This is a genomic window from Mesorhizobium sp. USDA 4413 (assembly GCF_056280365.1).
This window is the reverse complement of the sequence record NZ_JBVPRP010000001.1, coordinates 1,386,302-1,409,944: the sequence shown is the minus strand read 5'-3', so window position 1 is coordinate 1,409,944 and position 23,643 is coordinate 1,386,302. Positions and strand designations below refer to the sequence as shown.

22 protein-coding genes are annotated in these 23,643 nt (G+C 64.5%); 8 read left to right on the top strand and 14 right to left on the bottom strand.

Annotated elements, in window-relative coordinates; genetic code table 11:
- Positions 1–38: 38 nt before the first annotated feature.
- Positions 39–803: a DeoR/GlpR family DNA-binding transcription regulator gene (locus ACVMIM_RS06995; protein ID WP_476111350.1), complete on the bottom strand. Its 765-nt coding sequence runs from the start codon at positions 801–803 to the stop codon at positions 39–41.
- A gap of 384 nt (positions 804–1,187) precedes the next feature.
- Here ACVMIM_RS06995 and ACVMIM_RS06990 point away from each other — a divergent pair, with 384 nt between their 5' ends.
- Together ACVMIM_RS06990 and ACVMIM_RS06985 are read left to right on the top strand one after the other, a co-directional pair.
- Positions 1,188–2,072 carry a phosphotransferase family protein gene (locus ACVMIM_RS06990; protein ID WP_040993805.1) on the top strand — a complete coding sequence of 295 codons (885 nt, stop codon included), beginning with the start codon at positions 1,188–1,190 and terminating at the stop codon, positions 2,070–2,072.
- Positions 2,069–4,522 (top strand): GcvT family protein, encoded by a 2,454-nt coding sequence (locus ACVMIM_RS06985; protein WP_476111349.1) that lies wholly within the window; start codon positions 2,069–2,071, stop codon positions 4,520–4,522. The genes ACVMIM_RS06990 and ACVMIM_RS06985 overlap by 4 nt, the downstream gene beginning before the upstream one ends.
- 15 nt (positions 4,523–4,537) lie before the next feature.
- Here ACVMIM_RS06985 and ACVMIM_RS06980 read toward each other — a convergent pair whose 3' ends face one another.
- Positions 4,538–5,170 (bottom strand): class I SAM-dependent DNA methyltransferase, encoded by a 633-nt coding sequence (locus tag ACVMIM_RS06980; RefSeq protein WP_476111348.1) that lies wholly within the window; start codon positions 5,168–5,170, stop codon positions 4,538–4,540.
- A 107-nt stretch (positions 5,171–5,277) separates the two neighbouring features.
- Here ACVMIM_RS06980 and ACVMIM_RS06975 point away from each other — a divergent pair, with 107 nt between their 5' ends.
- Positions 5,278–6,174, top strand: coding sequence for a phosphotransferase (locus tag ACVMIM_RS06975; protein ID WP_476111347.1), 897 nt, complete (start codon positions 5,278–5,280; stop codon positions 6,172–6,174).
- Positions 6,175–6,189: 15 nt separating this feature from the next.
- On the opposite strand, the gene ACVMIM_RS06970 is transcribed toward ACVMIM_RS06975, so the two are convergent.
- Together ACVMIM_RS06970 and ACVMIM_RS06965 are read right to left on the bottom strand one after the other, a co-directional pair.
- Positions 6,190–7,110 (bottom strand): DMT family transporter, encoded by a 921-nt coding sequence (locus ACVMIM_RS06970; RefSeq protein WP_476111346.1) that lies wholly within the window; start codon positions 7,108–7,110, stop codon positions 6,190–6,192.
- 81 nt (positions 7,111–7,191) lie between these two features.
- Positions 7,192–8,472: an amidohydrolase family protein gene (locus ACVMIM_RS06965; RefSeq protein ID WP_476111345.1), complete on the bottom strand. Its 1,281-nt coding sequence runs from the start codon at positions 8,470–8,472 to the stop codon at positions 7,192–7,194.
- Between the two features lie 177 nt (positions 8,473–8,649).
- On the opposite strand from ACVMIM_RS06965, the gene ACVMIM_RS06960 reads away from it, so the two are divergent.
- On the top strand, positions 8,650–10,404 hold the full coding sequence (locus ACVMIM_RS06960) for an ABC transporter ATP-binding protein (protein ID WP_476111344.1): 1,755 nt from the start codon (positions 8,650–8,652) through the stop codon (positions 10,402–10,404).
- A 207-nt stretch (positions 10,405–10,611) separates the two neighbouring features.
- On the opposite strand, the gene ilvD is transcribed toward ACVMIM_RS06960, so the two are convergent.
- Entirely contained in the window at positions 10,612–12,456 is a 1,845-nt protein-coding gene (gene ilvD / locus ACVMIM_RS06955) for a dihydroxy-acid dehydratase (protein WP_476111343.1), read from the bottom strand.
- A 244-nt stretch (positions 12,457–12,700) separates the two neighbouring features.
- Between ilvD and ACVMIM_RS06950 the strand changes: the two genes are divergently transcribed.
- Positions 12,701–13,171 (top strand): VOC family protein, encoded by a 471-nt coding sequence (locus tag ACVMIM_RS06950; RefSeq protein ID WP_476111342.1) that lies wholly within the window; start codon positions 12,701–12,703, stop codon positions 13,169–13,171.
- Between the two features lie 125 nt (positions 13,172–13,296).
- Here ACVMIM_RS06950 and ACVMIM_RS06945 read toward each other — a convergent pair whose 3' ends face one another.
- The 6 genes from ACVMIM_RS06945 to ACVMIM_RS06920 form a co-directional block, all read right to left on the bottom strand.
- Positions 13,297–14,889: a peptide chain release factor 3 gene (locus tag ACVMIM_RS06945; RefSeq protein WP_476111341.1), complete on the bottom strand. Its 1,593-nt coding sequence runs from the start codon at positions 14,887–14,889 to the stop codon at positions 13,297–13,299.
- 96 nt (positions 14,890–14,985) lie between these two features.
- Positions 14,986–15,906, bottom strand: coding sequence for a haloalkane dehalogenase (locus tag ACVMIM_RS06940; RefSeq protein WP_476111340.1), 921 nt, complete (start codon positions 15,904–15,906; stop codon positions 14,986–14,988).
- A complete protein-coding gene (locus tag ACVMIM_RS06935; RefSeq protein ID WP_476111339.1) occupies positions 15,903–16,499 on the bottom strand; it encodes a TetR/AcrR family transcriptional regulator in 597 nt (198 codons plus the stop codon). The genes ACVMIM_RS06940 and ACVMIM_RS06935 overlap by 4 nt, the downstream gene beginning before the upstream one ends.
- A gap of 155 nt (positions 16,500–16,654) precedes the next feature.
- Complete coding sequence (locus ACVMIM_RS06930) at positions 16,655–16,903, bottom strand: DUF1127 domain-containing protein (protein WP_278047289.1); 249 nt, start codon at positions 16,901–16,903, stop codon at positions 16,655–16,657.
- Between the two features lie 79 nt (positions 16,904–16,982).
- The gene (locus ACVMIM_RS06925) at positions 16,983–17,498 is read right to left on the bottom strand and encodes a hypothetical protein (RefSeq protein WP_476111338.1); all 516 of its coding nucleotides are present in this window, start codon (positions 17,496–17,498) and stop codon (positions 16,983–16,985) included.
- 16 nt (positions 17,499–17,514) lie between these two features.
- The gene (locus ACVMIM_RS06920) at positions 17,515–17,796 is read right to left on the bottom strand and encodes a DUF4242 domain-containing protein (RefSeq protein WP_040993777.1); all 282 of its coding nucleotides are present in this window, start codon (positions 17,794–17,796) and stop codon (positions 17,515–17,517) included.
- Between the two features lie 204 nt (positions 17,797–18,000).
- On the opposite strand from ACVMIM_RS06920, the gene ACVMIM_RS06915 reads away from it, so the two are divergent.
- Together ACVMIM_RS06915 and ACVMIM_RS06910 are read left to right on the top strand one after the other, a co-directional pair.
- Positions 18,001–19,815: a winged helix-turn-helix domain-containing protein gene (locus tag ACVMIM_RS06915; RefSeq protein ID WP_476111337.1), complete on the top strand. Its 1,815-nt coding sequence runs from the start codon at positions 18,001–18,003 to the stop codon at positions 19,813–19,815.
- Between the two features lie 67 nt (positions 19,816–19,882).
- Positions 19,883–20,956, top strand: a complete 1,074-nt coding sequence (locus ACVMIM_RS06910) for an NAD(P)/FAD-dependent oxidoreductase (RefSeq protein WP_476111336.1) — start codon at positions 19,883–19,885, stop codon at positions 20,954–20,956.
- A 47-nt stretch (positions 20,957–21,003) separates the two neighbouring features.
- Here ACVMIM_RS06910 and ACVMIM_RS06905 read toward each other — a convergent pair whose 3' ends face one another.
- The 3 genes from ACVMIM_RS06905 to ACVMIM_RS06895 form a co-directional block, all read right to left on the bottom strand.
- On the bottom strand, positions 21,004–21,804 hold the full coding sequence (locus tag ACVMIM_RS06905) for a class II glutamine amidotransferase (RefSeq protein ID WP_476111335.1): 801 nt from the start codon (positions 21,802–21,804) through the stop codon (positions 21,004–21,006).
- Between the two features lie 153 nt (positions 21,805–21,957).
- On the bottom strand, positions 21,958–22,761 hold the full coding sequence (locus ACVMIM_RS06900) for a class II glutamine amidotransferase (protein WP_476111334.1): 804 nt from the start codon (positions 22,759–22,761) through the stop codon (positions 21,958–21,960).
- A gap of 16 nt (positions 22,762–22,777) precedes the next feature.
- Positions 22,778–23,032: a DUF6356 family protein gene (locus ACVMIM_RS06895; protein ID WP_040994452.1), complete on the bottom strand. Its 255-nt coding sequence runs from the start codon at positions 23,030–23,032 to the stop codon at positions 22,778–22,780.
- 114 nt (positions 23,033–23,146) lie between these two features.
- On the opposite strand from ACVMIM_RS06895, the gene ACVMIM_RS06890 reads away from it, so the two are divergent.
- Positions 23,147–23,617, top strand: coding sequence for an Lrp/AsnC family transcriptional regulator (locus tag ACVMIM_RS06890; protein ID WP_040994450.1), 471 nt, complete (start codon positions 23,147–23,149; stop codon positions 23,615–23,617).
- Positions 23,618–23,643 lie beyond the last annotated feature (26 nt).

Sequence of the window (23,643 nt, the reverse complement as noted above, 5' to 3'; positions counted from 1 at the left end):
GGCGCGGCACGGAAGGAAAGGTACTGGCGGCTCCGGCGCTAGGCCGTCGCGATGGTCAGGCGCGCTCCGGCATGGGTCAGCGCGGCGGCTATGTCGGATGGCGGCGGCTGGTCGGTGGCGAGCTCGGAAAAGCCGTCGAAGCCGCAGACCCTGACCAGGCCCTGGCGGCCGAACTTGGTATGGTCGGTGACGACCAGCGAGCGCTGGCCGCGCGACAGCACCATGCGGGCGAACTCCGCCTCCTCCAGTTCGTAGTCGGTCAAACCGGCAGCGGCATCGACCGCGCCGATCGAGATCACCGCATGATCGACCGAAAAGCGGCTGACGAACTCGATCGCCGAAATGCCGAAAGCCGCGCCCGAATCGCTGCGCAGCTCGCCTCCCGCCATATAGACCTTGTTCCCGTTCACCGTCGCCAGCGTGCGGGCGATGTCGGAGGAATTGGTGACCACCGTCAGCCTGCGATGGCCGAGCAGCTCTCGCGCGAGGAAGGATGTGGTCGTGCCGGTATCGAGCATAATGGCCTCGCCATCGCGGATCGTGGCCGCGACCGTCCGGGCGATCAGGCGCTTGGCTTCCGCATTCTCGCGCATGCGCCGCTCGAATGGCGCCTCGCCCACAATTGACGCAAGACCCACGGCGCCATGCATCTTCAGCACCGACCCGTCGTCGGCGAGCGGCTTGACGTCGCGCCGCACCGTTTCCAGCGAGACGCCAAGACGTTCGGCAAGGCTGGCTATGGTGATCGTGCCCTCCTCGTTGAGGAGGCGCAGGATTTCGCCATGCCGTTTCGAATGGATCATCGGGGGCCTGGAATTTTGACCGAATTTAAGGCTTTGGCAATGCTTTGAAAGGAGTCGCTCATATTTTCGGGCAAAACACCCAAAAAAGGTCACAGCTTTTGATTGACAGCGCTGCCTTGCCGGCATGAGACTGACATTGTGACAGGCTCGGAGCTGCCACGGGAAGGTGATGGCAGAGCCGCAACCTAGTGACCAGATCGTCTGGAACCAGCCAGGCGCGAGCTTTTATCGAATCCGCGGGGGCGGATGCCGGGATACCATACCTGGCCAAGGGGCTCGTCGGTGCGGTGCGGGATACCGATCCTGGCGTCTCGCACCGACGAGGCTTTTTTATTTTGTCCCATCGTCGTTTTCCGCGAGACCGGCTGAGGCCGGAACGAAGCCTTGAGTGCCGAAGACCGCATCCGGGCCCTGCCGTGCTGGAACGGCAGCATTGAGGTCGAGCCGCTGCCGGGCGGCCTCAGCAACGCCAATTTTGTCGTCACCGATGCGGCCGGGCGGCATGTCGTGCGCTTCGGCCAGGACTTCCCGTTCCACCATGTTTTTCGCGAGCGCGAGGTGATGACGGCGCGGGCGGCGCATGCGGCCGGCTTCGCGCCCGCCGTGCATTATGCCGAGCCCGGCATACTGGTGACGGAATTCCTCGGCGCCAAGACCTTCGTCGCCGAAGACGTGCGGGCCAACCTTGACCGTATTGCCGGACTGCTGCGCGGCTTCCATCGCGAGATGCCGAACCATGTCTCCGGCGCCGGCTTCATGTTCTGGGTGTTCCACGTCATCCGCGACTATGCGCGCACGCTGGATGAAGGCGGCAGCCGCAAGAAGGATCAGTTGCCGCGCTATCTTTCGCTCGCCGACGAGCTCGAGCGGGCACAGAAGCTGTTGCCGATCGTCTTCGGCCACAACGATCTTTTGCCGGCCAATATTCTCGACGATGGCAGGCGGCTGTGGCTGATCGATTTCGAATATGCGGGCTTCAACACGGCGATGTTCGATCTTGCCGGCGCGGCCTCCAATGCCGGGCTGAGCGATGAGGAATCCTTCGCCTTCCTGACCGCCTATTTCATGAAGGAGCCGGACAGCGAAATCCGCCGCTCGCACGCCGCTATGCAATGCGCCTCGCTGCTGCGCGAGGCGATGTGGAGCATGGTCTCCGAGCTCTATCTCGACGCGCCCGGCATCGACTATGTCGCCTATACCGAGGAAAACCTCGTCCGGCTCGATGCGGCGCTGGAGAACTACCGGACGAAATACGGGACCAAGTCATGACCTTGCCCAGCCATGCCGAAATCGTCGTCATCGGCGGCGGCATCATCGGCTGTTCCACCGCCTATCATCTGGCGCGCGACCACAAGGCCGATGTGGTGCTGCTCGAACAGGGCAAGCTGACCTCGGGTTCGACCTGGCACGCCGCCGGTCTGGTCGGGCAGTTGCGCTCCTCGGCCTCGATCACGCGCGTGCTCAAATATTCGGTCGAGCTCTACAAGGGCCTTGAAGCAGAGACCGGTCTGGCGACCGGCTGGAAGATGACCGGGTGCCTCCGGCTGGCGACGAACGCCGACCGCTGGACCGAGTTCAAGCGACTGGCCACCACGGCAAAAAGCTTCGGTATGGACATGCAGCTTCTGTCGCCGGCGGAGGTGAAGCGCATGTGGCCGCTGATGGAAACCGGCGACCTGGTCGGCGCCTCCTGGCTGCCGACCGACGGCCAGGCAAGTCCCTCCGACATCACCCAATCGCTCGCCAAGGGCGCGCGCATGCATGGCGCAAAATTGTTCGAAGACGTGCGCGTCACCGGCTTTGCGATGAAGGGAGGCCGCATCACGGCGGTGAAGACGTCAAAGGGCGAGATCGCCTGCGACAAGGTGGTGAACTGCGCCGGGCAGTGGGCAAGGCAGGTCGGCGCGATGGCCGGCATCAACGTGCCGCTGCAGCCAGTCAAGCACCAATACATCACCACCGAGAAGATCGAAGGACTAGCCGCCGACGCGCCGACGATCCGCGATCCCGACCGCCGCACCTATTTCAAGGAGGAGGTCGGCGGACTGGTGATGGGCGGCTATGAGCCCAACCCGCTGGCCTGGGCAACCGGAATTCCCGGCGGCGACGTTCCGAACGACTGGGAATTCCGTCTGTTCGATGACGACTATGATCATTTCGAGCAGCATATGGCCGAGGCGATCGCGCGCGTGCCGGCTCTCGCCCATGCCGGCGTCAAGCAGATGATCAACGGGCCGGAAAGCTTCACGCCGGACGGCAATTTTATCCTCGGCGTCGCACCCGAATGCGCGAACATGTTCGTCGGCGCCGGCTTCAACGCCTTCGGCATCGCGTCGGGCGGCGGCGCCGGCTGGGTGCTGGCGCAATGGGTGGCCGAAGGCGAGGCGCCGCTCGACCTCTGGGTGGTCGACATCAGGCGCTTCTCCGGCCTGCATCGCGACCGCGACTGGGTCCGCGACCGCACGCTGGAAGCCTATGGCAAGCATTACACGATCGGTTTCCCGCATGAGGAATATCTATCCGGGCGACCGCGCATCGTCTCGCCGCTCTACGAGCGGCTGAAGGCGCATCGCGCGGTATTCGGCTCCAAGCTCGGCTGGGAGCGGCCGAACTGGTTCGCGCCGGATAGGGCAGCCGCCGAGGATGTCTATTCGATGGGCCGCCAGAACTGGTTCGGCCCGGTCGGCGAGGAGCACCGGCACGTGCGCGAGAAGGTCGGCATCTTCGACCAATCCTCCTTCGCCAAATACGAGCTGACGGGCGCCGACGCGCTGAAGGCGCTCGACTGGATCTGCGCCAACGACATCAACAAGCCGGTCGGACGGCTGACCTACACGCAGCTTCTCAACACGCGTGGCGGCATCGAGGCCGACCTCACCGTGTCGCGGCTCGGCGAGGATCGGTTTTATATCGTCACCGGCACCGGCTTCCGCACGCATGACCTGTCCTGGATAAGCGATCACATCGACTCAGGCCTCGACGCCAGGCTGACCGACGTTACGGAGGATTTCGGCACGCTGTCGCTGATGGGGCCGCGCGCCCGCGACGTGCTGTCGGCGGTGACCGATGCCGACGTCTCGAATGCCGCCTTCCCCTTCGGCCATGCGCGCGAAATCGAAATTGCCGGCCATAGCGTGAGGGCGCTGCGAGTCACTTATGTCGGCGAACTAGGCTGGGAGCTGCATGTGCCGATCGCCGTCACCGGCGAGGTTTTCGATGCGCTGATGGCGGCGGGCGAGGCGCATGGCATTCGTCCGGTCGGCTACCGGGCGCTGGAATCGCTCAGGCTGGAAAAGGGTTATCGCGCCTGGGGCTCCGACATCACGCCGAACGACACGCCGCTGGAAGCGGGACTCGGCTGGGCGGTGAAGCTTCGCAAGAACACCGACTTCGTCGGACGCAGGGCGCTGGAGAAAGCGGCCGGCAAGCTGCCGGCGAAGCGCTTTGCCGGCTTCACGGTGGACGACCCGGAGACCGTGCTGGTCGGGCGCGAGACCATCCTGCGCAATGGCGAGCCGGTGGGTTACCTCACCAGCGGCGGCTACGGCTACACGGTGGAGAAGAATATCGGCTACGGCTATGTGCGCAATGCCGACGGCGTCAGCGACGCGTTCCTCGCCTCGGGCGACTACGAGCTGGTGGTGGCGATGGAACGAACGCCGGCAAAGATCCATCTTGAGGCGATGTACGATCCGGCCGGAGCCAAGATAAAGGCCTGATCCGCGCGCCGCCGGTCAGCCGACGCGCAGCGCCAGGCAACGGCTCGGCACAGTATCGCCCTCGCCGGGCATCGAGGCGTAAGGCTGCGTCTCTTCGAGGCGGCTTATCGCGCCGCGGGCTTCCAGTTCGGCGATCCGCCCCGCGAACCCGGCATCCCACAGCGTGTTCTTGACCGTCAGCACGATGATGCCGCCCGGGCGGCAGATGCGGATCAGCTCGTCAAGCCCGTCGACCCCGACATGGCCGGAGGTGAAGACGCCGGCCGAGACGATGCCGGCATAGGCGCCGTCGGCGAAGGGCAGAGCATCGCCCATCGCCAGGCGGTGCAGCGCCGTGTAGACGCCCTTGGCGCCGGCCTTGTCCAGCATGCCTTGCGAGATGTCGAGCGCCTCGACCCTCGGATAACCGGTGATCGCGAGCCACTCGCCGATCAGGCCGGTTCCGGCGCCGGCGTCGAGCAAGGGCGCGGCGCCGCGCGGCAGATGGCGGGCAAGCAGCGCCAGGCAGATCGTCGGATGGCGATAACCGGCAGCCGACATGTCGGCGTCGTAGGTCTCGGCCCAACTGTCATAGACCGCGGCGACTTCGTCCGGCCGGGTAGCGGCATAGGCCGCGCTTAGCGAGCCGCTGTGCTTGCCGTCCGTCATTGCTGCTCCCGCCGAATCTTTGTTCATCCATGATAGCCAAGCGGCGAAAACTGTGGAACCGTCCGGCCATAAACATGACGGGAAGGTTAAAAAAGAGGGGAAAGCCGATGGACGACACACGCGCGGCGCTGGCGGCCATCCCGGCACTGGCAGGCTATGACGGACCGCTGGAGCGTTTGGGCGGCCTGACCAACCGGGTCTACAGGGCCGGCGAAGCTTGTCTGCGCATTCCCGGCAAGGGTACGGAAGAATATATCAACCGCGCCAACGAGGCGGTGGCGGCGCGCGAGGCGGCCAAGGCCGGCGTTAGCCCCGAGGTGCTTTATGCCGATCCGGCATCCGGCCTGATGGCGACGCGTTTCATCGCCGCCGCCGAGACGATGTCGCCGGAGAAGTTCAAGGCGCGGCCGGGCAGCCCCGCGCGGGCTGGCCAGGCCTTCCGCAAGCTGCATTCATCGGGCGCCGTCTTTCCTTTCCGCTTCGAGCTGTTTGCCATGATCGACGACTATCTAAGGGTGCTCTCGACCAAGGATGTCACGCTGCCTTCGGGCTATCACGACGTGGTCCGCGAGGCAGGCAGCGTGCGGGAGGCGCTCGCCGCCCATCCGATCCAGCTCGCCGCCTGCCATTGCGATCCGCTCTGCGAGAACTTCCTCGATACGGGCGATCGCATGTGGATCGTCGACTGGGAATATTCCGGCATGAACGATCCGCTTTGGGATCTCGGCGACCTCTCGGTCGAGGGCAGATTCGACGCGGACCGGGACGAAGAACTGATGCGCGCCTATTTCGGCGGCGAGGCGCGGCCGGCCGAGCGCGGCCGCGTCGTTATCTACAAGGCGATGTGCGACCTGCTCTGGACGCTGTGGGGCCTGATCCAGCTCGCCAACGACAACCCGGCAGACGATTTCCGCGCCTATGCCGACGGCCGCTTCACCCGCTGCAAGACCCTGATGGAAACGGCGGAGTTTTCACGGCATCTGGCGGCTGTGCGAGAGGGATGAGCCCAGGCCTGGATCCTAATTCACGCCCTTCGGCACGTTCTCGGGCGGCACCTCGGTCTCCACCACCTTCTGGCGATGGAAGATGAACATACCGGCAAGCACGACGATCGCCGCGCCGATCAATATACGCGGCCCCGGGACATCGCCGAAGAACACGAGACCGAAGACCACAGCCCATAGGAGCAGCGTGTAATGCAGCGGCGCCAGCGTAGAGGCGGGCGCCAGCTTCAGCGCCCTTGTGATCATCAGATGCGCGGCGCAGGAGACGACGCCCAGCAACAGCATGGCGCCGAAATCGAGCGCCGACGCCGTGCGCCAGGCGCCGATGGTGAGCAGGCCGCCGACGATCAGCGTGCCGATCGTCTGCCAGGTGACCAAAGTCGTGTCGCTGGTGCCGCGCAGCAGGCGGCCAAGGATGATGGCGAAGCCGAAGGCGATGCTGCCGACCAGCGCGAAGGCCGAAGACAGCGAGAAAGCCGCCGAGGAGGGCTTCAGGATGATCAGCACGCCGCAGAAGCCGACCAGGATCGCCAGCCAACGGCGCCAGCCCACCTTTTCGCCGAGCAGGAGGTGCGACAGCGCCGCGACATAGATCGGCCCGGCCATGTAGAAGCTCATCACGTCGGCTAGCGGCAGGTAGACGACGGCGGCATAGAAAAGCCCGGTATCGGTGGTGGTGGCCACGACGCGCAGGAACTGCAAGAGCGGCCGGTCCATGTGAAACAGCTTCCCCGTGCCCTGGTTGGCGATCATCGGGCCGAGCACGATGAAAGCGCCGATCGAGCGGATCAGCACCACCTGCCCGACGGAGAAGCTCGCGACCAGCCATTTGCCCATCGCGTCGTTCAGCGCGAACATGAAGTCGCCGGCCAGCATCAACAGGATGCCGGCGAGCAACATGTTCCTGATCGTGAAATTGCGGGCGAGCGGAGCCATGCCGCTCCCTAGCCGCAAGCGGCCGGTTTGACGAGGGAAAATCGGGCAATCGGTAAGACCAGCGGCGGAAATCGGCTGGTTCTAGCCGGCCCTGTGCCGCCGATTCACCTGCGCAGGCCGCCCCGCGATCGACAGCCGGGTTTCCTGCTTCGTCCGCTCAGCCACCACCTTGCCCCTGGCGATGACGCAGAGGCGTTCGGGACGCAGGCGCACGGCTTCGATCGCGCTGCCGGCGTCGAGCACGACGAGGCTTGCGCGCTTGCCGACGGCAAGCCCCAGATGGTCGAGCCCCATGATGGCGGCGTTGACGTTGGTGACCATGTCGAAGCAGCGCGCCATATCGGCCGGGCTCGACATCTGCGCGACATGCAGGCCCATGAAGGCGACGTCGAGCATGTCGGCGGTGCCCAGCGAATACCAGGGGTCGAGCACGCAATCCTGGCCCCAGCCGACGCGGATGCCGAGCGCCTGCATCTCCTTGACCCGGGTCAGGCCCCGCCGCTTCGGGAAGGTGTCGTGGCGCCCCTGCAGCATGATGTTGATCAGCGGATTGGGGATTGCCGAAACGCCGGCCTCGGCGATCAGCGGCAAAAGCTTCGAGACGTAGTAATTGTCCATCGAATGCATGGAGGTCAGGTGCGAGCCGGCCACCCTGCCCTGCAGGCCGAGCCGTTGCGTCTCGAAGGCCAGTTGCTCGATATGGCGCGACAGCGGATCGTCCGTCTCATCGCAATGCATGTCGACCATCAGGCCGCGCTTCGCTGCGATCTCGCAAAGCTCCGTCACCGAGCGCGTGCCGTCGGCCATGGTGCGCTCGAAATGCGGAATGCCGCCGACGATGTCGACGCCCATGTCGAGCGCGCGGATGGTGTTCTTCAGCGCCGTCGGCGAGCGGTAGAGACCGTCCTGCGGAAACGCGACGAGCTGCAGGTCGATATAGGGCGCGACCGTTTTCTTCACGTCGAGCAGCGCTTCCACCGCGAGCAGCCGGTCGTCGCAGACATCGACATGGCTGCGGATGGCGAGCAGGCCCATCGACACGGCCCAGTCGCAATAGGCGAGCGCACGCTCACGCACGGCTTCATGGGTCAGAAGCGGCTTCAGCTCGCCCCAGAGCGCGATGCCCTCGAGCAGCGTACCGGAAGCATTGATGCGCGGAATGCCATAGGAGAGCGTCGCATCCATATGGAAATGCGGGTCGACGAAGGGCGGGGAGACCAGATTGCCGCGCGCGTCGATCTCGGTCGGCGCGGAGCCCGGCAGTTTCTGCTCGACCGCCCTGATGGTTTCGCCGGTAATGCCGATATCGGCGATCCTGCCGTCCGGCAGCGTGCCGCCGCGCACGATGAGGTCGAAATCCATCTGTCGTCACCTTTTCCCAAGAATCGGCACCCATCGTGGCCGAAAAGACAGCCCGGCGCAGCCTTTTCTTTCCTCGGCGGCCGAAAGGTTCCATCGCGCCGCAACTCGCTCTATAAGCCGCCTCTCGCCGTTGTGGCGAATCCGAAATTCTTTGCAAGCCAGACACAGGATCGGCCGTTGTTTCGCTTCTTCCGTTCGACGGAAAACCAACGCCTCATCGCGAGGCTGGTGAGGGAATCCTTCCACGAGCATAAATTCGGCTATGGCGCGGCAATCGCATCGATGCTGGTGGTGGCCGCCATGACCGGCGCCAGCGCCTGGATCCTGCGCGAGATCACCAACGAGTTCGTCGTCTTCAAGAGGCTCGACCGCGTCAACCTGATCGCGGCGGGCGTCGCGGCGATCTTCCTGCTCAAGGGTTTTGCCACCTTCGTCCAAGCCTATTTCATGAGCCGCGTCGGCAACGCCATCATCGCCGACCGGCAGCGCCGGATCTATGACCGCATCCTGGCGCAAGGCATCGAATTCTATCATTCGACCTCATCGGCCGACTTGATCGCTCGCATGACCAACAACGCGCAGGCCGCGCGCAGCGTGCTCGACCTCGTCGTCACCTCCTATGTGCGCGACCTGGTGACGTTGATCGTGCTGGTCGGGGTCATGGTCTGGCAACAGCCGGCGCTGTCGCTGATCTGCTTCATCGTCGGACCGATGGCGATCTATGGCGTCAACCGTATCCTGAAGCGCGTGCGCAAGATCGCGGCGATGGAATTCATCTCGCTGGGCCAGATCGTGCATGTGATGCAGGAGACGGCGATCGGCGTGCGCGTCGTCAAATCCTTCAATCTCGAAGCCGCGATGCGCAAGCGCATGCACAAGGCGGTGTCGGACGTCGAAACCCGCGCCAACAACATCGCGACGCTGGAAGCCGCCACCAGCCCGGTAATGGAAACGCTGGCCGGGCTGGCGATCGCCGGCGCCGTGCTGGTCAGCGGCCTGCTGGTGCTGCAGGGCGGCCAGATGCCGGGCAACATCATGGCCTTCATCGCAGCGCTGCTCTTGGCCTATGAGCCGGCAAAGCGGCTGGCGCGCGTGCGCATCTCGCTCGAGACCGGCATCGTCGGCGTGCGCATGATGTTCCAGCTCGCCGACCGGCCGCTGACGCTCGCCGAGAAACCCGGCGCCACACCGCTGCAACCCGGTCCCGGCGAAATCCGCTTCGAGAATGTCAGCTTCGCCTATCCGGAAAGCCCGCCGGTTTTCGAAGGTCTGAACCTGACGCTCGCGGCCGGCAAGATGACGGCGCTGGTCGGGCCGTCGGGCAGCGGCAAGTCGACGATCCTGAACCTGATCATGCGCATGTACGACCCGCAGACCGGCAAAGTGATGTTCGACGACCAGGATATCTCCTTCGCGACGCTCGATTCGCTCAGGCAGAAGATCGCCTATGTCAGCCAGGACACGTTCCTGTTTGCCGGCACCATCATGCACAATATCCGGCTCGGCCGCGAGGGCGCGACCGACGAGGAGGTGGTCGCCGCCGCCAAGGCCGCCAACTCGCATGAGTTCATCAGCGCCATGGCCAAAGGCTACGACACGGAGGTCGGCGAGAACGGGTCCCTGCTCTCCGGCGGCCAGCGCCAGCGCATCTCGATCGCACGCGCCATGCTGCGCAACGCCGAGATCCTGCTGCTCGACGAGGCGACCAGCGCGCTCGACGCCGAGTCGGAAGCGCTGTTCCGCGACGCGCTGCAGCAGCTGACCGTCGGACGCACGACGATCGTCATCGCGCACCGGCTGTCGACCGTGCACCAGGCCGACACGATCGTGGTGCTGGAAAAGGGCAAGGTGCTGGAAAGCGGCTCGCACAAAGCCCTGCTCAAGCAGGGCGGGCTCTATCAGAAACTTTATGAGTATCAGCTGATGCCGTAGGCGCAGGCTTCACCTTCTCCCCTTGCGGGAGAAAGTGGCCGCGAAGCGGCCGGATGAGGGGTGTTGGAAGGATCGCGACGCAGAAGAATTAAGCGCGCGGGACCCTTCAATCTTCGAGGTCTCACTCCGCTGGAACACCCCTCATCCGTCTCGGCGCTAACGCGCCGATCCACCTTCTCCCACAAGGGGAGAAGGTAGAAGCGCTCCTCACTCCGGCACTTTCCGCACCGCGCCCTTGTCGGCGCTGGTGGCGAAGGCGGCGTAGGCGCGCAGCGCCGTCGTCACCTTGCGCTTGCGCTTTTCGGCCGGCTTCCAGGCGTCGGCGCCCTTGGCGTTCATCGCCGCCCGCCGCGCTTCAAGCTCGGCATCGCTGACGGCGAGCCGGATGGTGCGGTTGGGAATGTCGATCTCGATCGTGTCGCCTTCCTGGACCAGGCCGATCGCGCCGCCTTCGGCGGCTTCGGGCGAGACGTGGCCGATCGACAGGCCTGACGTGCCGCCGGAGAAGCGGCCGTCGGTGATCAGCGCGCAGGCTTTGCCGAGGCCCTTCGACTTCAGATAGCTGGTCGGGTAGAGCATCTCCTGCATGCCGGGGCCGCCGCGCGGTCCCTCATAGCGAATGACGACGATGTCGCCGGCCTTGATCTCGTTGCCAAGGATCGCCTTGACGGACGCGTCCTGACTTTCGAAGACGCGGGCCGGACCGGTGAACTTCAGGATCGACTCATCGACGCCGGCGGTCTTCACGATGCAGCCGTCCAGCGCCAGATTGCCCTTCAACACTGCAAGGCCGCCATCTTTCGAGAACGGAGTCTTTGCCGACCGGATCACACCCGTCTCACGATCGAGATCAAGCTCGTCCCAGCGGCGATCCTGGCTGAAGGCGACTTGCGTCGGCACGCCGCCGGGCGCGGCGCGGAAGAACTCGCGCACGTTTTCGGCGGAAGTGCGAGTGATGTCCCAATGGTCGAGCGCTTCGCCGAGCGTGGCGGTATGAACGGTCGGCAGATCGCGGTTGATCAGGCCCGCCCGGTCAAGCTGACCGAGGATGGCCATGATGCCGCCGGCGCGGTGGACGTCCTCCATATGCACGTCGGACTTGGCCGGCGCCACTTTGCAAAGCACCGGCACCTTGCGCGACAGCCGGTCGATGTCTTCCATGGTGAAGTCGACCTCGCCTTCGTGAGCCGCCGCGAGGATGTGCAGCACGGTGTTGGTCGAGCCGCCCATGGCGATGTCGAGCGCCATGGCATTCTCGAAGGCGCCCTTGGAGGCGATGCTGCGCGGCAGCGCGCTCTCGTCTTCCTGCTCGTAATAGCGCTGGGCGAGATCGACAATGAGGTGGCCGGCCTCGACGAACAGGCGCTTGCGGTCGGCATGGGTGGCCAAGGTCGAGCCGTTGCCTGGCAGCGACAGGCCGAGCGCCTCGGTCAGGCAGTTCATCGAATTGGCGGTGAACATACCGGAGCAGGAGCCGCAGGTCGGGCAGGCCGAGCGCTCGATGACCTTGACGTCCTCGTCGGAGATCCTGTCGTCGGCGGCGGCGACCATGGCGTCGACCAGGTCGAGCGCCTGCGCCTTGCCGGCCAGCACCACCTTGCCGGCCTCCATCGGTCCGCCGGAGACGAAGACGGTCGGGATGTTGAGGCGCAGCGAGGCCATCAGCATGCCGGGCGTGATCTTGTCGCAATTGGAGATACAGACCATGGCGTCGGCGCAATGCGCGTTGACCATGTATTCGACCGAGTCGGCGATAAGCTCGCGCGACGGCAGCGAATAGAGCATGCCGTCGTGACCCATGGCGATGCCGTCGTCGACGGCGATGGTGTTGAATTCCTTGGCGACGCCGCCGGCCTTCTCGATCTCGCGCGCGACAAGCTGGCCGAGATCCTTCAGATGGACATGGCCCGGCACGAACTGGGTGAAGGAATTGACCACCGCGATGATCGGCTTGCCGAAATCACTGTCTTTCATGCCCGTGGCACGCCACAGGCCGCGGGCGCCGGCCATGTTGCGGCCATGGGTGGTGGTGCGGGAACGATAGGCAGGCATTGGATTGTCCTTGCTGGCTGGCCGCGCCGATGCGCGGCGGGCGGCGCTCGAATTTTAGTCGGCAGCGGTTATAGCGATCACGGCCAGGCATGACCACCATTTTGCACTGCGCCAGATTCTTCCGGAAAAACCGCAGGCCTGTGTCGGATCACGGGCCGCACAGCCGTCCTTGGGCAGACGGAACGGCACCATTCAGCACTCAGCCGTTGACCGTATCCGCAAAGGAGCATTCGGAGGAAGACGCATGCAAAAGATCACAACCTGCCTGTGGTTCGACGGCCAGGCCGAAGAGGCGATGAACCATTACACATCCATCTTCAAAAATTCGAAGGTGCTGAGCGTCATGCGCTGGCCCAAGGGTCATCGTGATGAGGGCAAGGTGCTGGTGACCACCTTCGAGCTCGACGGGGTGCCGTTCCAGGCGCTCAATGGCGGACCGGAATTCAATTTCACCGAAGCTATGTCGCTGTCGATCGACTGCAAGACGCAAGAAGAAGTCGATCACTTCTGGACGAAGCTCACCGAAGGCGGCGGGCAGCCCGGCCCCTGCGGCTGGCTGAAGGACAAGTTCGGCGTTTCCTGGCAGGTCGTGCCGGAACAGCTGCCGCGCCTGCTTCAGGATCCCGACCGGGAGAAGGCCGGCCGCGTCATGAGCGCGATGATGCAGATGGGAAAGATCGACATCGCCAAGATCGAGGAAGCGGCGAAGGGGTGAGAGTTAGGGAGTAGGGAATGGGGAATGGGGAATGGGGAATGGGGAATGGGGAATGGTGAGGATTAGCAGCCGCTCTTCTCGACCACTACTACTGCTCACTACTCACTATTCACCATTCACCAGAATCACGCCGCCTTATCACGCACCTGATAATCCTTCACCGCAGCAAAGCGGATGGCTTTCCAGCGCTCGGCTTCGTAGTTCAGCGAGAAGGCGTGCTGGGCGAGGAAGACCGGATCGTTGTCGAGGTCGCGGGCGATGTCGCCGCGGTGCGATTCGATGAAACGCTGCACCTCCGCCTTGTCGTCGGCCGAGATCCAGCGGCAGACCGAGAAGCGCGACATCTCAAAATCCACCGGCAGCGAATATTCGATGTTCAGCCGTTCCTTGAGCACATCGAGCTGCAGCGCGCCGACGACGCCGACGATCGCCGGCGAGCCGTCCTCCGGGGAGAACAGCTGCACCACGCCTTCCTCGGCCATCTGGTGCAGCGCTTCCTTCAGCTTCTTCGCCTTCATCGCATCGCCGAGGCGCACGCGGCGCAGGATTTCGGGCGCGAAGTTCGGCACGCCGCGGAACAGGATCTCCTCGCCCTCGGTCAACGTGTCGCCAATGCGCAGCGTGCCGTGGTTGGGGATGCCGACGACGTCGCCGGCGAAGGCCTCGTCGGCGGTGACGCGGGTGCGGGCGAAGAAGAACTGCGGCGCAGACAGGCTCATCGGCTTGCCGGTGCGCACCAGCTTTGCCTTCATGCCGCGCTCCAGCTTGCCTGAACAGACGCGGACGAAAGCGATGCGGTCGCGATGGTTGGGGTCCATGTTGGCCTGAATCTTGAAGACGAAGGAGGTCATCTTCTCCTCGGTCGCCTCGACCAGACGCTCGTCAGCTTCCTGGGCGCGCGGCGGCGGGCCATAAGCGCCAAGCGCCTCGATCAGGTCGCGCACGCCGTAATTGCGGAGCGCCGAGCCGAAATAGACCGGCGTCAGATGGCCTTCGCGGAAGGCGTCGATATCAAGGGGGCGGCAGGCCTCCCGCGCGAGCTCCAGCTCCTCGATGAAGTCGTTGCGCTCATTGTCCGGCAAAAGCCCGGCGACGCGGTTTGAATCCGGGCCGTTGACCGGCGTGCGCTCCTTCTCGTCGTCGCTGCGGCGCACCGCATTCTGCGCCAGGTGGTAGGTGCCTGAAAAGGTCTTGCCGCGGCCGATCGGCCAGGTGACGGGAGCGGTGTCCAGCGCGAGCTTCTGCTCGATCTCGTCAAGGATCTCGAACGGGTCGCGGCTCTCGCGGTCCATCTTGTTGACGAAAGTGATGATAGGGATGTCGCGCAGCCGGCAGACCTCAAACAGCTTCAGCGTGCGCGGCTCGATGCCCTTGGCGGCGTCGATGACCATGACGGCGGAATCCACCGCCGAGAGCGTGCGATAGGTATCGTCGGCGAAGTCTTCGTGGCCAGGCGTGTCGAGCAGGTTGAAGACGTTGTCCTCATATTCGAAGGTCATCACCGAGGTGACGACCGAGATGCCGCGCTCGCGCTCGATCTTCATCCAGTCGGACCGTGTCTGGATGCGGTCCTTCTTGGCCTTGACCTCGCCGGCAAGCTGGATGGCGCCGCCGAACAGAAGCAGCTTTTCGGTGAGCGTGGTCTTGCCGGCGTCGGGGTGCGCGATGATCGCGAAAGTGCGGCGGCGCGCGACCTCTTCAGGTATCGTTTCGGGCATATCGTTTAAGGCGTTCCGTGTGACAGGCGGCGCTTCTATCAGCGCAGCGCCGGCCTGTCGACATGGGTGGGTACGCCTCGTACCTGACGCTCCGGCTCAAGCCGGCTCGGCCGCGCTTTCCGCCCGGGCGACATCTGGCAGCCAGCCGGCGATGGCCTCGCCGATCGTGTCGGGGTGGTCTTCCTGCAGATAGTGGGCGCCAGGGCCCAGATCGATGAAGCGGCAGTTCTTCAACCCGGCCGCGAACTCCTTTGCCGCCTGCGCCGAAATGAGGGCGCCTGGGTCGCCGGCGAACAGCAGCTTCGGATAGGAGGAAAGCCGCAGCGCGCGGTGATCGTGCTCGCTGATCGCCGCGACATCGGCCGGCTGATTCTCAATCGGCAGTTCGCGCGGCAGTCGCAGCGCCGGCTTGCGCGACTGCGGCGTCGGGAACGGCGCACGATAAGCGTCCATCTCCTCTGCGCTCATCTTGCGCAGGATGGAAGCAGGCAGGATCTTTTCGACGAAGACATTCTCCTCCAGCACCAGCTTCTCGCCGGCGCCAGGCGTGCGCAGCGCCTTGAACAATTCGCGCGCCTGCGGGCGCTGGTGGAAATCCTCCCAGCGCTCGAAGGGCCGGATGAACTCCATGAAGGCGAGGCCGAGAACACGCCGCGGCCGCCGCGCGGCGAAATGGAACGCCAGCGCCGTACCCCAATCCTGGGCGACGATCACCATGTCCTTGAGATCGAGCGCTTCGATGAAGGCGTCGAGATAGTGGACCTGATCGAAGAAGCGATAGTCGATGTCCGGCTTGCCCGACTGGCCATAGCCGATCAGGTCGGGCGCAATGCAGCGACCGAACGGCGCGACATGCGGGATGATGTTCCGCCATATGTAGGACGAAGTCGGATTGCCGTGCAGGAACAGCACGGTCGGGCCGGCCGATCCGGCCTCCAGGTAGGACATGCTGGAGTCCAGCACATCCACTCGCAAACGCCGCAGCGCGGCTTCTTGTCCACCGGTCTTCGAACTCATCGCGCTATCTCCTTCCCAAATACAGTGCTGAAGATGATTTTCTTGAACCGTTCGAGCGGCTCCGGACTGCGCTCGACCTTCATGCGCAGCATGGCGCCCTGCCAGGACGACAGCAGAAAATCGGCAAGGTCCTCGGCATCGAAGGTTTTTGTGATCTCGCCCGCCGCCTGACCCTCGGCGATGCAGGCCGCGAATGGTCGGCGCCAGCGCTCGAAGATGGCGACCAGCCTGAGCCGGAGCGGCTCGCTGTGGACGGCCGTTTCCAGGCTGAGATTGCCGATCATGCAGCCGCGCGCCCAATCATGCGCCTCGAGCTTCGAGGTGATGACGTCGAGATAGCGGCGGAGCCTGCCGACGGGCGGCGTGCCGTCACGCGCCAGCGCATTTTCCACCAGGTCGCTGACATAGGCGAAGTAGCGTTCCAGCACCTCGCCGGCGAAATCTTCCTTGGAGGCAAAATGATTGGTGAATGAGCCCGGGCGGGCGCCTGCGGCGGCAACGATGTCGCGGACGCCGGCCGCGGTGTAGCCGGAATTCCAGATCGTCTGGAAGCCGGCCTGGAGAAGGTTTTCGCGGAGTGATTGTCTAGCCATAGCGTCATAATACGTACGTACGTATTTATGTCAAGCGGGCGGATTTGGACCGGCAAGGGTTGCCGCAAATTGTGCGAGCGATGCATGCCGCCGGACCGACCTCATCGGCTCCGGCTGAAGCGCACACCGTAGACAACTCGCGCCGAAACCAGCCCTCAAATTCGCGCATCGTCGTCCTGGCTGACGCCGTACCAGGTCACCGACGAGATTTCCGAACGTTTGATACCGATGTCGCGCAACAGATAATCCGGCAACTCGTCCAACCAGACGCGGTCGCTGCGGATGCGGACCAGCCGCGCAAGCACGCGCAGGCCGGAGCGGCATGTTTCGACGGCTGTCGCGAAGAAACGCCCGCCAACGGACGGGCCGGCCACAGACTTCATTCCCATGCGAAGAGTTGACATGATCGTGTTTCCTTTGTCTGAACGAAGGGATCGGGAGGGCCATGAATGGCCCTCCCGAGGACGCCGCCCGTCACGCCCGTCAGGACCGGGCGTGCTCGCAGCTCACATAAGGGTTCCAGTCGGCGAACATGCCGGCCGGGTTGTGCCGCCAGTGCCAGACATGGAGCTCGTAATACGGGTCCACCGGATGAACGCCCACCGTCGTCTTGCGCTGCAGGGTGCGGCCGAGGAATTCGGGCACGCCTTTACCCTTCCAGTCCTTTTCGAAGACGATGTATTCCATGCCGACGAGTTGCATCGAGCCATCGGCCTCCGGCTCGTAGGTCAGCACGTCCGGCTCGCCGAGCACGAGCTTGCCGTCGCCGGCGCGGCCGGGATGGATGAAATGGACGCCCATCGTGCCGTGCTCGTCATGCGTCGTGCATTCGAACAGCTGCTTGTAGCCTTCGGTCTTGGCGACCTCGATATCGAGATACTTGGCCGCCATTTCCCGGGACCGTTTGAGCACCGGATCGGGCATGTCATGGGCGACCGCGCCACCGCAAAGCAGCGCCGAGGCGCCGACGGCAAGGACGATTTCCGCAATGCGCTTCACGATCGATCCCTTCCCGTCAGGCGGCGGCGTAAGCCGTCGTCGGATCGAACAGGCGCTTGATCTGCGTGATCTTGGTCGCCGGGAAGCCGCTCATCTTGGCATGACGCTGGATGATCGCCTCGTCCTTGGCGAGATAGACGCAAAAGGTCTTGTTATCCGCCACGAAGGATTCGACCCACTGGATGTCCGGGCCAAGCTCGGCCAGGACTGCGTTCGAGGCCTTGGACGCGTCGCGAAGCTGCTCGCGCTCGAAGGTGCCGACCTTGGGAATCTCGCGTTCGATGATGTATTTCTGCATGTGACAATCTCCTTGATCTGGGTGCAAATGCCACCGAGCGCCCGACCATGTCGATGCCGGTGACATCCTGGGGGTCGCTGAGCTAAACTCTCAGCTTGGCCCGCCAGGCAGACGGAGAATTACGAAAGAGGCGGCCAACAGTCCTTACGCCGCCCTTATCTTATTCTGATCCTTTGCCTATTGCCGTTACGGGGATTGCTGCCGATGGGAGTTTATTGCTTCGGCGACTTCGAGCTCAATGAGGACTCGCGCGCCCTTCGTCTCGCCGGAAGCGAGATCGAGGTGCAGCCCCTCGTCTTCGATTTCCTCGCCGTCCTGCTGCGCCACCAGGAGCGCGCCTTGAGCAAGGACGAATTGCTTGAGACGCTGTGGCCCGGCGTGACGGTGACCGAGGCTTCGCTGCAACGCGTGGCGAGCCTTGCCCGCGGCATTCTTCGCCAGGGCGGCATGGAATCGGCGCTGCGCAACCTGCCCCGCTTCGGCTACCGGATTTGCCTCGATCAGCCAGCCGCGTCGGAAACCAGGCCGGCGCTGGCCGATGCGGGCGGCAAGCCTTCGAGCCGCGGTTCACCGATCCTGTCGGCGCGCGCGGCCGTTGCGGGCAGAAAATGGCATGAGGCCGCGGCCTCTTTCACGAAAGCGGACGCCGCCGACGAGCTGCTGACGGCCGATCTCGAGGAATGGGCATTGGCCCTGGAATGCATGGGCAGGCCGGCCGAAGCCATTCCGCTTCTGGCACGCGCGGTGACGGCCTACGGCGTGGCAGGCGAGCGCTTGCGCGCGGCTTCCCCGGCAATCACCCTTGCCAGGATCCATCTCGAGAGAGGCGAGCTTGCCGTCGCCAAGGGTTGGCACAAGCGAGCCGGGCAGTTGATCGATACCGCTACCGACAGCAGGGAGCACGGTCTCTGGTGCTGGATGGGCGCGCGCATCATGGGCGCGGAAGCCGAGCCGGAACAGGCGCTTGCGCTCGCCGAGCAGGCCTTCGCGGTCGGCAGGCATCTCGACGATCCGGTCGTGGAGTCGCTCGGCCTTATCTATCGCGGCTTCTTCAAGCTCTGCCTCGGTGAAACCAAAGCCGGACAGGAGGATCAGGACCTTGCCGCCGCGCTCGGCCTGTCCAGCGACGTCGACCCGGTCGTCGGCGGAATCCTCTACTGCAACATCCTTTGGGCCTGCCGGAATTTCGGCGACTGGTCGCGCGCCAACCAGTGGACCCTCGGCTACGAAGATTGGTGCAGGGGACATGGCCTGGAGGACCTTTCGGGCTCGTGCCGGCTGCATCGCGCCGAAGTGCTCGGCGTTCACGGCACGCTGAAGGAGGCGGAAGCGCTTGTGCGTGCGGCACTCGACCAGCTTGCCCTCGACGCGCCCTGGGCGACCGGCGATGCCTTGCGCGTGCTGGGCGACATCCACCTCGCGGCCGGAGAACTCACGGAGGCCGAAACGGCCTACCGTGCATCGCATGCAGCGGGCTGGGATCCGCAACCCGGACTTGCGCTGCTGCAACTCGAGCAAGGACAGCCGGAGGCCGCTTTCAACGCCCTCGAACGTTCCCTGGTGGGCAATGGCTGGCCGACCCTGCAGCGGCGAGGCATGGTCCTTGCCACTCTGGCCAAGGTGGCGGCGCGGACCGATCGGCGCGACAGGGCGAAAGAGGTGATCGCCGAACTGGAGACCCAGCCGCAACGCTGGCCGATGGCCTCCATCAAAGCGCTGACCGCGGAAGCCAAGGCGGAGCTTTTCATCCAGGAAGAACGCCTCGCCGAGGCCGCCCGGGAGCTGCAGATCGCATGCTCGCGCTGGAACGAGATCGGTTCGCCGATCAATGCCGCCGACGCCAGACTGTCGCTTACGGCGCTGCTCATCAAGATCGGCGATCGATCCGGCGCCGAGCTGGAGCTCGGCACCGCGCTGGCGGTTGCGAAGAAGGTCGACTCTTCACGGCTCATGCGGCGCTGCGACGAACTGAAGGCCCTGATTGCCGGGGCGCCTGCGGTAGCGGCGGGCGGCGCATAGCCGACTCTCACTTGAGGTCCAGCCGGCGCGGTGGCATGAGGGGAGAAATCTCTCTCAAGGGTCCGGTATGAGCAGCGCAAAGCAAGTCATCGTCATTGGAGCCGGGATTATCGGCGCGTCGACTGCCTGGCATCTCACGAAAGCCGGCGCACAGGTGACGGTCATTTCAGAAAGCGGCGCCGGCGGTGTCGCCACGCCAAATTCCTTTGCCTGGATCAATGCAAGCTGGGGCAATCCGGAAACCTATTTCCGGCTGCGCATCCGCGCCATGGCCGAATGGAAACGGCTGGCCAACGACCTGCCGGGCCTGCCGCTGGCCTGGTGCGGCGGTCTGTGCTGGGACCTGCCCGCGGACAAGCTCGAAGCCTATGCGGCCGAGCATTCGTCCTGGGGCTATGGTATAGAGCGGGTCGGGCGCGAACAAGCGGCGCGCATCGAGCCCAACCTGGCGATGCTTCCCGATTTTGCGCTTTACGTCGCGCAGGAAGGCGTGGCCGAGCCTGTGGCGACCGCGAAGGCGCTGCTGGCCGATGCCGAACGGCGCGGCGCGCGGATCGCCACCGGTACCGTCGACAGGCTGGCGCTGGTCAACGGCAAGGTCACGGGCGTCGCTGTTTCAGGCGATATCATCGCCGCCGACGAGGTGGTGATTGCATCGGGTGCCGGCGCCCCGGCGATCGCCGCGACGGCTGGGATCAGGCTGCCGATCGAAACGCCGCCCGGCCTGATCGTGCATTCGCGCCCTTACAAGAAGCTCCTCAACGGCCTGGTCATGGCCGACAGGCTGCATATGCGCCAGACGGCCGAGGGCCGCATCATTGCCGGCTCGGATTTCGGCGGCGGCGATCCGGGCGAGGACCCCCAGGCCACCGCTCGCGAGCTTTTCGAAGCGACGAAAGCGATGCTGCGCGGTTCGGAGGGGCTGGAGCTCGATTTCCACACGGTGGGCTACCGTCCGACGCCGATCGATGGTTTCCCGATCGTCAGCCGGTCGGAAGGCGTCAGCGGTGTCTACATCGCCGTCACGCATTCCGGCATCACACTGGCACCGGCCGTGGGATTGTTTGCGGCGCGCGAAATCCTCGACGGCGACCGCGATGCGTTACTCAGGCCTTACGCTCTCTCGCGTTTCGCCCGGTAGCCCGAAGGACGGCGAAAGCCGTCCCGGGATCAGCAAGGACCGATGCCTTAACCCGCCATCGCCAAACGTGCGACTGCCGGCGCGAACGGCCGGATGCTGGTGTTGTCGCGGGTCATCGTCACGAAGCTCGACTGCGGAATCTCATGCCAGGTCCGGCCGTCGCGATCGAACGGCTCGGAGACGATGCAGCGACCGACGCCCTTGGCGAAGGCGGCGGTGTAGAGTGTCGGCGCGTTATCGTCGGTGGCGTAGCGGACGGCGTGAAGCGCCTTACCATCGCTGAAGGCGGCCGTCAGCTTCAGGAAGGGCTCGATGCCGGCGCTGCGCCCAGCCTCGATCACGCGGCTGGTGGCGCGCGACACGGCGCCATAAGGATCGTCCGAAAGCCCCTCGCCGATCATAAGCCGAAAGAACAGTTCGGAATCCGTGGTGCCTTCGAGCTGGTCGAACAACGTATCGGAGAGCGAATTCTCCAGCGCCCGGCGGATCTTCTCGAAGCCGCCGATCTGGCCGTTGTGCATGAAGGACCAGCGGCCAGAGACGAAGGGATGGCAGTTCACGCGGCTGGTGGCGCCGCCTGTCGAGGCGCGTACATGGGCCAGGAACAGGCCGGATTTTATCTGGCGCCCAAGGCTCCTGAGATTGGTATCTGACCAGGCCGGCAGAACATCGCGGTAAAGGCCCGGCTCCGGCCGATCGCCGTACCAGGCCACGCCGAAGCCATCGGCACTTGTGGGCGATTTCGCCTCCCGCGCCTGGCGGCTCTGAACGATCAGCGAATGGGAGGGTGCGGCGATGACGTCTTCCAGGAAGATCGTGTCGCCGAGATAGGCAGCCCATCTGCACATTGTCCTGTGGTCCTGTGTCGATGCGTTTTTGAGCGCGCGGATAATTCGCGGCCCGTCGAGGGCCACAGATGACAGGAGGGAGCTTGGGCGTCCTTACGCCGCGCTTACATTTTGCTGATCTCTGCCTGAACGCGGGCAGCTCGGGGATTTGCGTCAGCCGACGACCAGCGCCAGCTTGTTCGCCGCCGGCGCAAACGGGCGGATGCCCGTGCCATCCCTGGTCATGGTGACGAAGCTTGCCGGAGGTATCGCCTGCCACTCGCCACCGTCGCGGTCGAAGGGTTCCGAGACGATGCAATGGCCGGCGCGTTTCGCGAAGGCGCCGGTATAGAGCGTCGGCGCGTGGCCATCGGTGGCATAGCGAACGGCGTACAGCGCTTCGCCATCCGAGAAGGCCACCGTCAGCTTCAGCGCCGGCTCGATACCAGCCCGGCGGGATGCTTCGATGACGCGACCGGTTGCTCGCGACACCGCACCCTGCGGGTCGGTTGCCAGACCCTGGTCGATCATCAGGAGAAAGAAGAGCTCGGAATCGGTGGTGCCCTCACGCTGGTTGAAGATCTCGTCGGAGAGCGAATTCTCCAACGCGCGGCGGATCTTTTCGAAGCCGCCGATCTGGCCATTATGCATGAACGACCAGCGGCCCGAGACAAAGGGATGGCAATTCATGCGGCTGGTGGCGCCGCCGGTCGAGGCGCGCACATGGGCGAGAAACAGACCCGACTTGATCTGCCGGCAGAGGCTTTTCAGGTTGGGGTCGGACCATGCCGGCAGGATGTCGCGGTAGAGCCCAGGTTCCGGCCGGTCGCCGTACCAGGCGAGGCCGAAGCCGTCGCCATTGGTCGGCGACTTGGCCTCCTGAGCACAGTGGCTCTGGGCGATCAGCGAATGGCAGGGCGCGGTGATGATGTCTTCGAGGAAGACCGCTTCACCAAGATAGGCCGCCCACCGGCACATCGCATTTCACCATCTATCAGGCGCGGTCCAAGAGAGCCTTCGGCTCCTTCACCGCATGCGAACCCCTGTTATGCGTGCGCTCATAGAGCTCGCGAACGATTCGGCTGGCCGTAGTTTCGAACAGAAATGGCAAGAAAGCGTGAACGAGCGCGGCGCCCGCCGCCATCGACAGGCGCGAACAGAACCAGGCGGCAAAGGCCATGTGGCCGAAATAAGTCTCGCCGACCTTCTCCGGGTGAGCCGTGAACAGTGCCGTAAACCGTGTCGTCATGGTGATCCCTCCTGCCGGGATGAGCCCCGATGATGAGTATCGTGCCACACGGCTTTGGTTCATCGGTCCCAATCGTCCTTGCCTTTTGCCATTTTGTGGGACATTCATCCCAACATGCCGACGGAAATCGATGAGATCGATCGAAGATTGCTGGCCGAGCTGCAGCGCGACGGCACGCTTTCGGTCGACCAGTTGTCGGAGCGCGTGGCGCTGTCGCGCAACGCCTGCTGGCGGCGCGTCAAGCGGCTGGAGGAGGATGGCGTCATCACCGGCCGCGTCGCGCTGGTCGATGCCGACAAGCTAGGGGTCGGCCTCTCCGTTTTTGTCCTAATCCGTACGTCCAATCACGATCCGGACTGGCTGCAGAAATTTCGCGCGGCGGTGACCGGCTTTGCCGAGATCACCGGCGTCTACCGCATGTCGGGCGACCTCGATTATGTGCTGAGGGCCCGTGTCGCCGACGTGAAAGCCTATGACCGTCTCTACCAGCGGCTGATCGCCAGGGTGCCGCTGTCGGATGTCTCGGCCTCCTTCGTCATGGAGGAGATCAAGGAAACGACCGTGGTGCCGGTGGAACTGCGCTGAGGCATGCTCAGTTTTAGGTGAGGCCT

Excerpts from the sequence above, each read along its gene's own strand:
- ACVMIM_RS06950 (WP_476111342.1), top strand. The coding sequence starts at position 12,701 with ATGCAAAAGATCACAACCTGCCTGTGGTTCGACGGCCAGGCCGAAGAG.
- ACVMIM_RS06985 (WP_476111349.1), top strand. The coding sequence starts at position 2,069 with ATGACCTTGCCCAGCCATGCCGAAATCGTCGTCATCGGCGGCGGCATC.
- ACVMIM_RS06915 (WP_476111337.1), top strand. The coding sequence starts at position 18,001 with ATGGGAGTTTATTGCTTCGGCGACTTCGAGCTCAATGAGGACTCGCGC.
- ACVMIM_RS06920 (WP_040993777.1), bottom strand. The coding sequence starts at position 17,796 with ATGCAGAAATACATCATCGAACGCGAGATTCCCAAGGTCGGCACCTTC.
- ACVMIM_RS06930 (WP_278047289.1), bottom strand. The coding sequence starts at position 16,903 with ATGTCAACTCTTCGCATGGGAATGAAGTCTGTGGCCGGCCCGTCCGTT.
- ACVMIM_RS06895 (WP_040994452.1), bottom strand. The coding sequence starts at position 23,032 with ATGACGACACGGTTTACGGCACTGTTCACGGCTCACCCGGAGAAGGTC.
- ACVMIM_RS06935 (WP_476111339.1), bottom strand. The coding sequence starts at position 16,499 with ATGGCTAGACAATCACTCCGCGAAAACCTTCTCCAGGCCGGCTTCCAG.
- ACVMIM_RS06890 (WP_040994450.1), top strand. The coding sequence starts at position 23,147 with ATGCCGACGGAAATCGATGAGATCGATCGAAGATTGCTGGCCGAGCTG.
- ACVMIM_RS06965 (WP_476111345.1), bottom strand. The coding sequence starts at position 8,472 with ATGGATTTCGACCTCATCGTGCGCGGCGGCACGCTGCCGGACGGCAGG.
- ACVMIM_RS06945 (WP_476111341.1), bottom strand. The coding sequence starts at position 14,889 with ATGCCCGAAACGATACCTGAAGAGGTCGCGCGCCGCCGCACTTTCGCG.
- ACVMIM_RS06975 (WP_476111347.1), top strand. The coding sequence starts at position 5,278 with ATGGACGACACACGCGCGGCGCTGGCGGCCATCCCGGCACTGGCAGGC.
- ACVMIM_RS06910 (WP_476111336.1), top strand. The coding sequence starts at position 19,883 with ATGAGCAGCGCAAAGCAAGTCATCGTCATTGGAGCCGGGATTATCGGC.
- ACVMIM_RS06905 (WP_476111335.1), bottom strand. The coding sequence starts at position 21,804 with ATGTGCAGATGGGCTGCCTATCTCGGCGACACGATCTTCCTGGAAGAC.
- ilvD (WP_476111343.1), bottom strand. The coding sequence starts at position 12,456 with ATGCCTGCCTATCGTTCCCGCACCACCACCCATGGCCGCAACATGGCC.
- ACVMIM_RS06900 (WP_476111334.1), bottom strand. The coding sequence starts at position 22,761 with ATGTGCCGGTGGGCGGCCTATCTTGGTGAAGCGGTCTTCCTCGAAGAC.
- ACVMIM_RS06980 (WP_476111348.1), bottom strand. The coding sequence starts at position 5,170 with ATGACGGACGGCAAGCACAGCGGCTCGCTAAGCGCGGCCTATGCCGCT.
- ACVMIM_RS06995 (WP_476111350.1), bottom strand. The coding sequence starts at position 803 with ATGATCCATTCGAAACGGCATGGCGAAATCCTGCGCCTCCTCAACGAG.
- ACVMIM_RS06940 (WP_476111340.1), bottom strand. The coding sequence starts at position 15,906 with ATGAGTTCGAAGACCGGTGGACAAGAAGCCGCGCTGCGGCGTTTGCGA.
- ACVMIM_RS06970 (WP_476111346.1), bottom strand. The coding sequence starts at position 7,110 with ATGGCTCCGCTCGCCCGCAATTTCACGATCAGGAACATGTTGCTCGCC.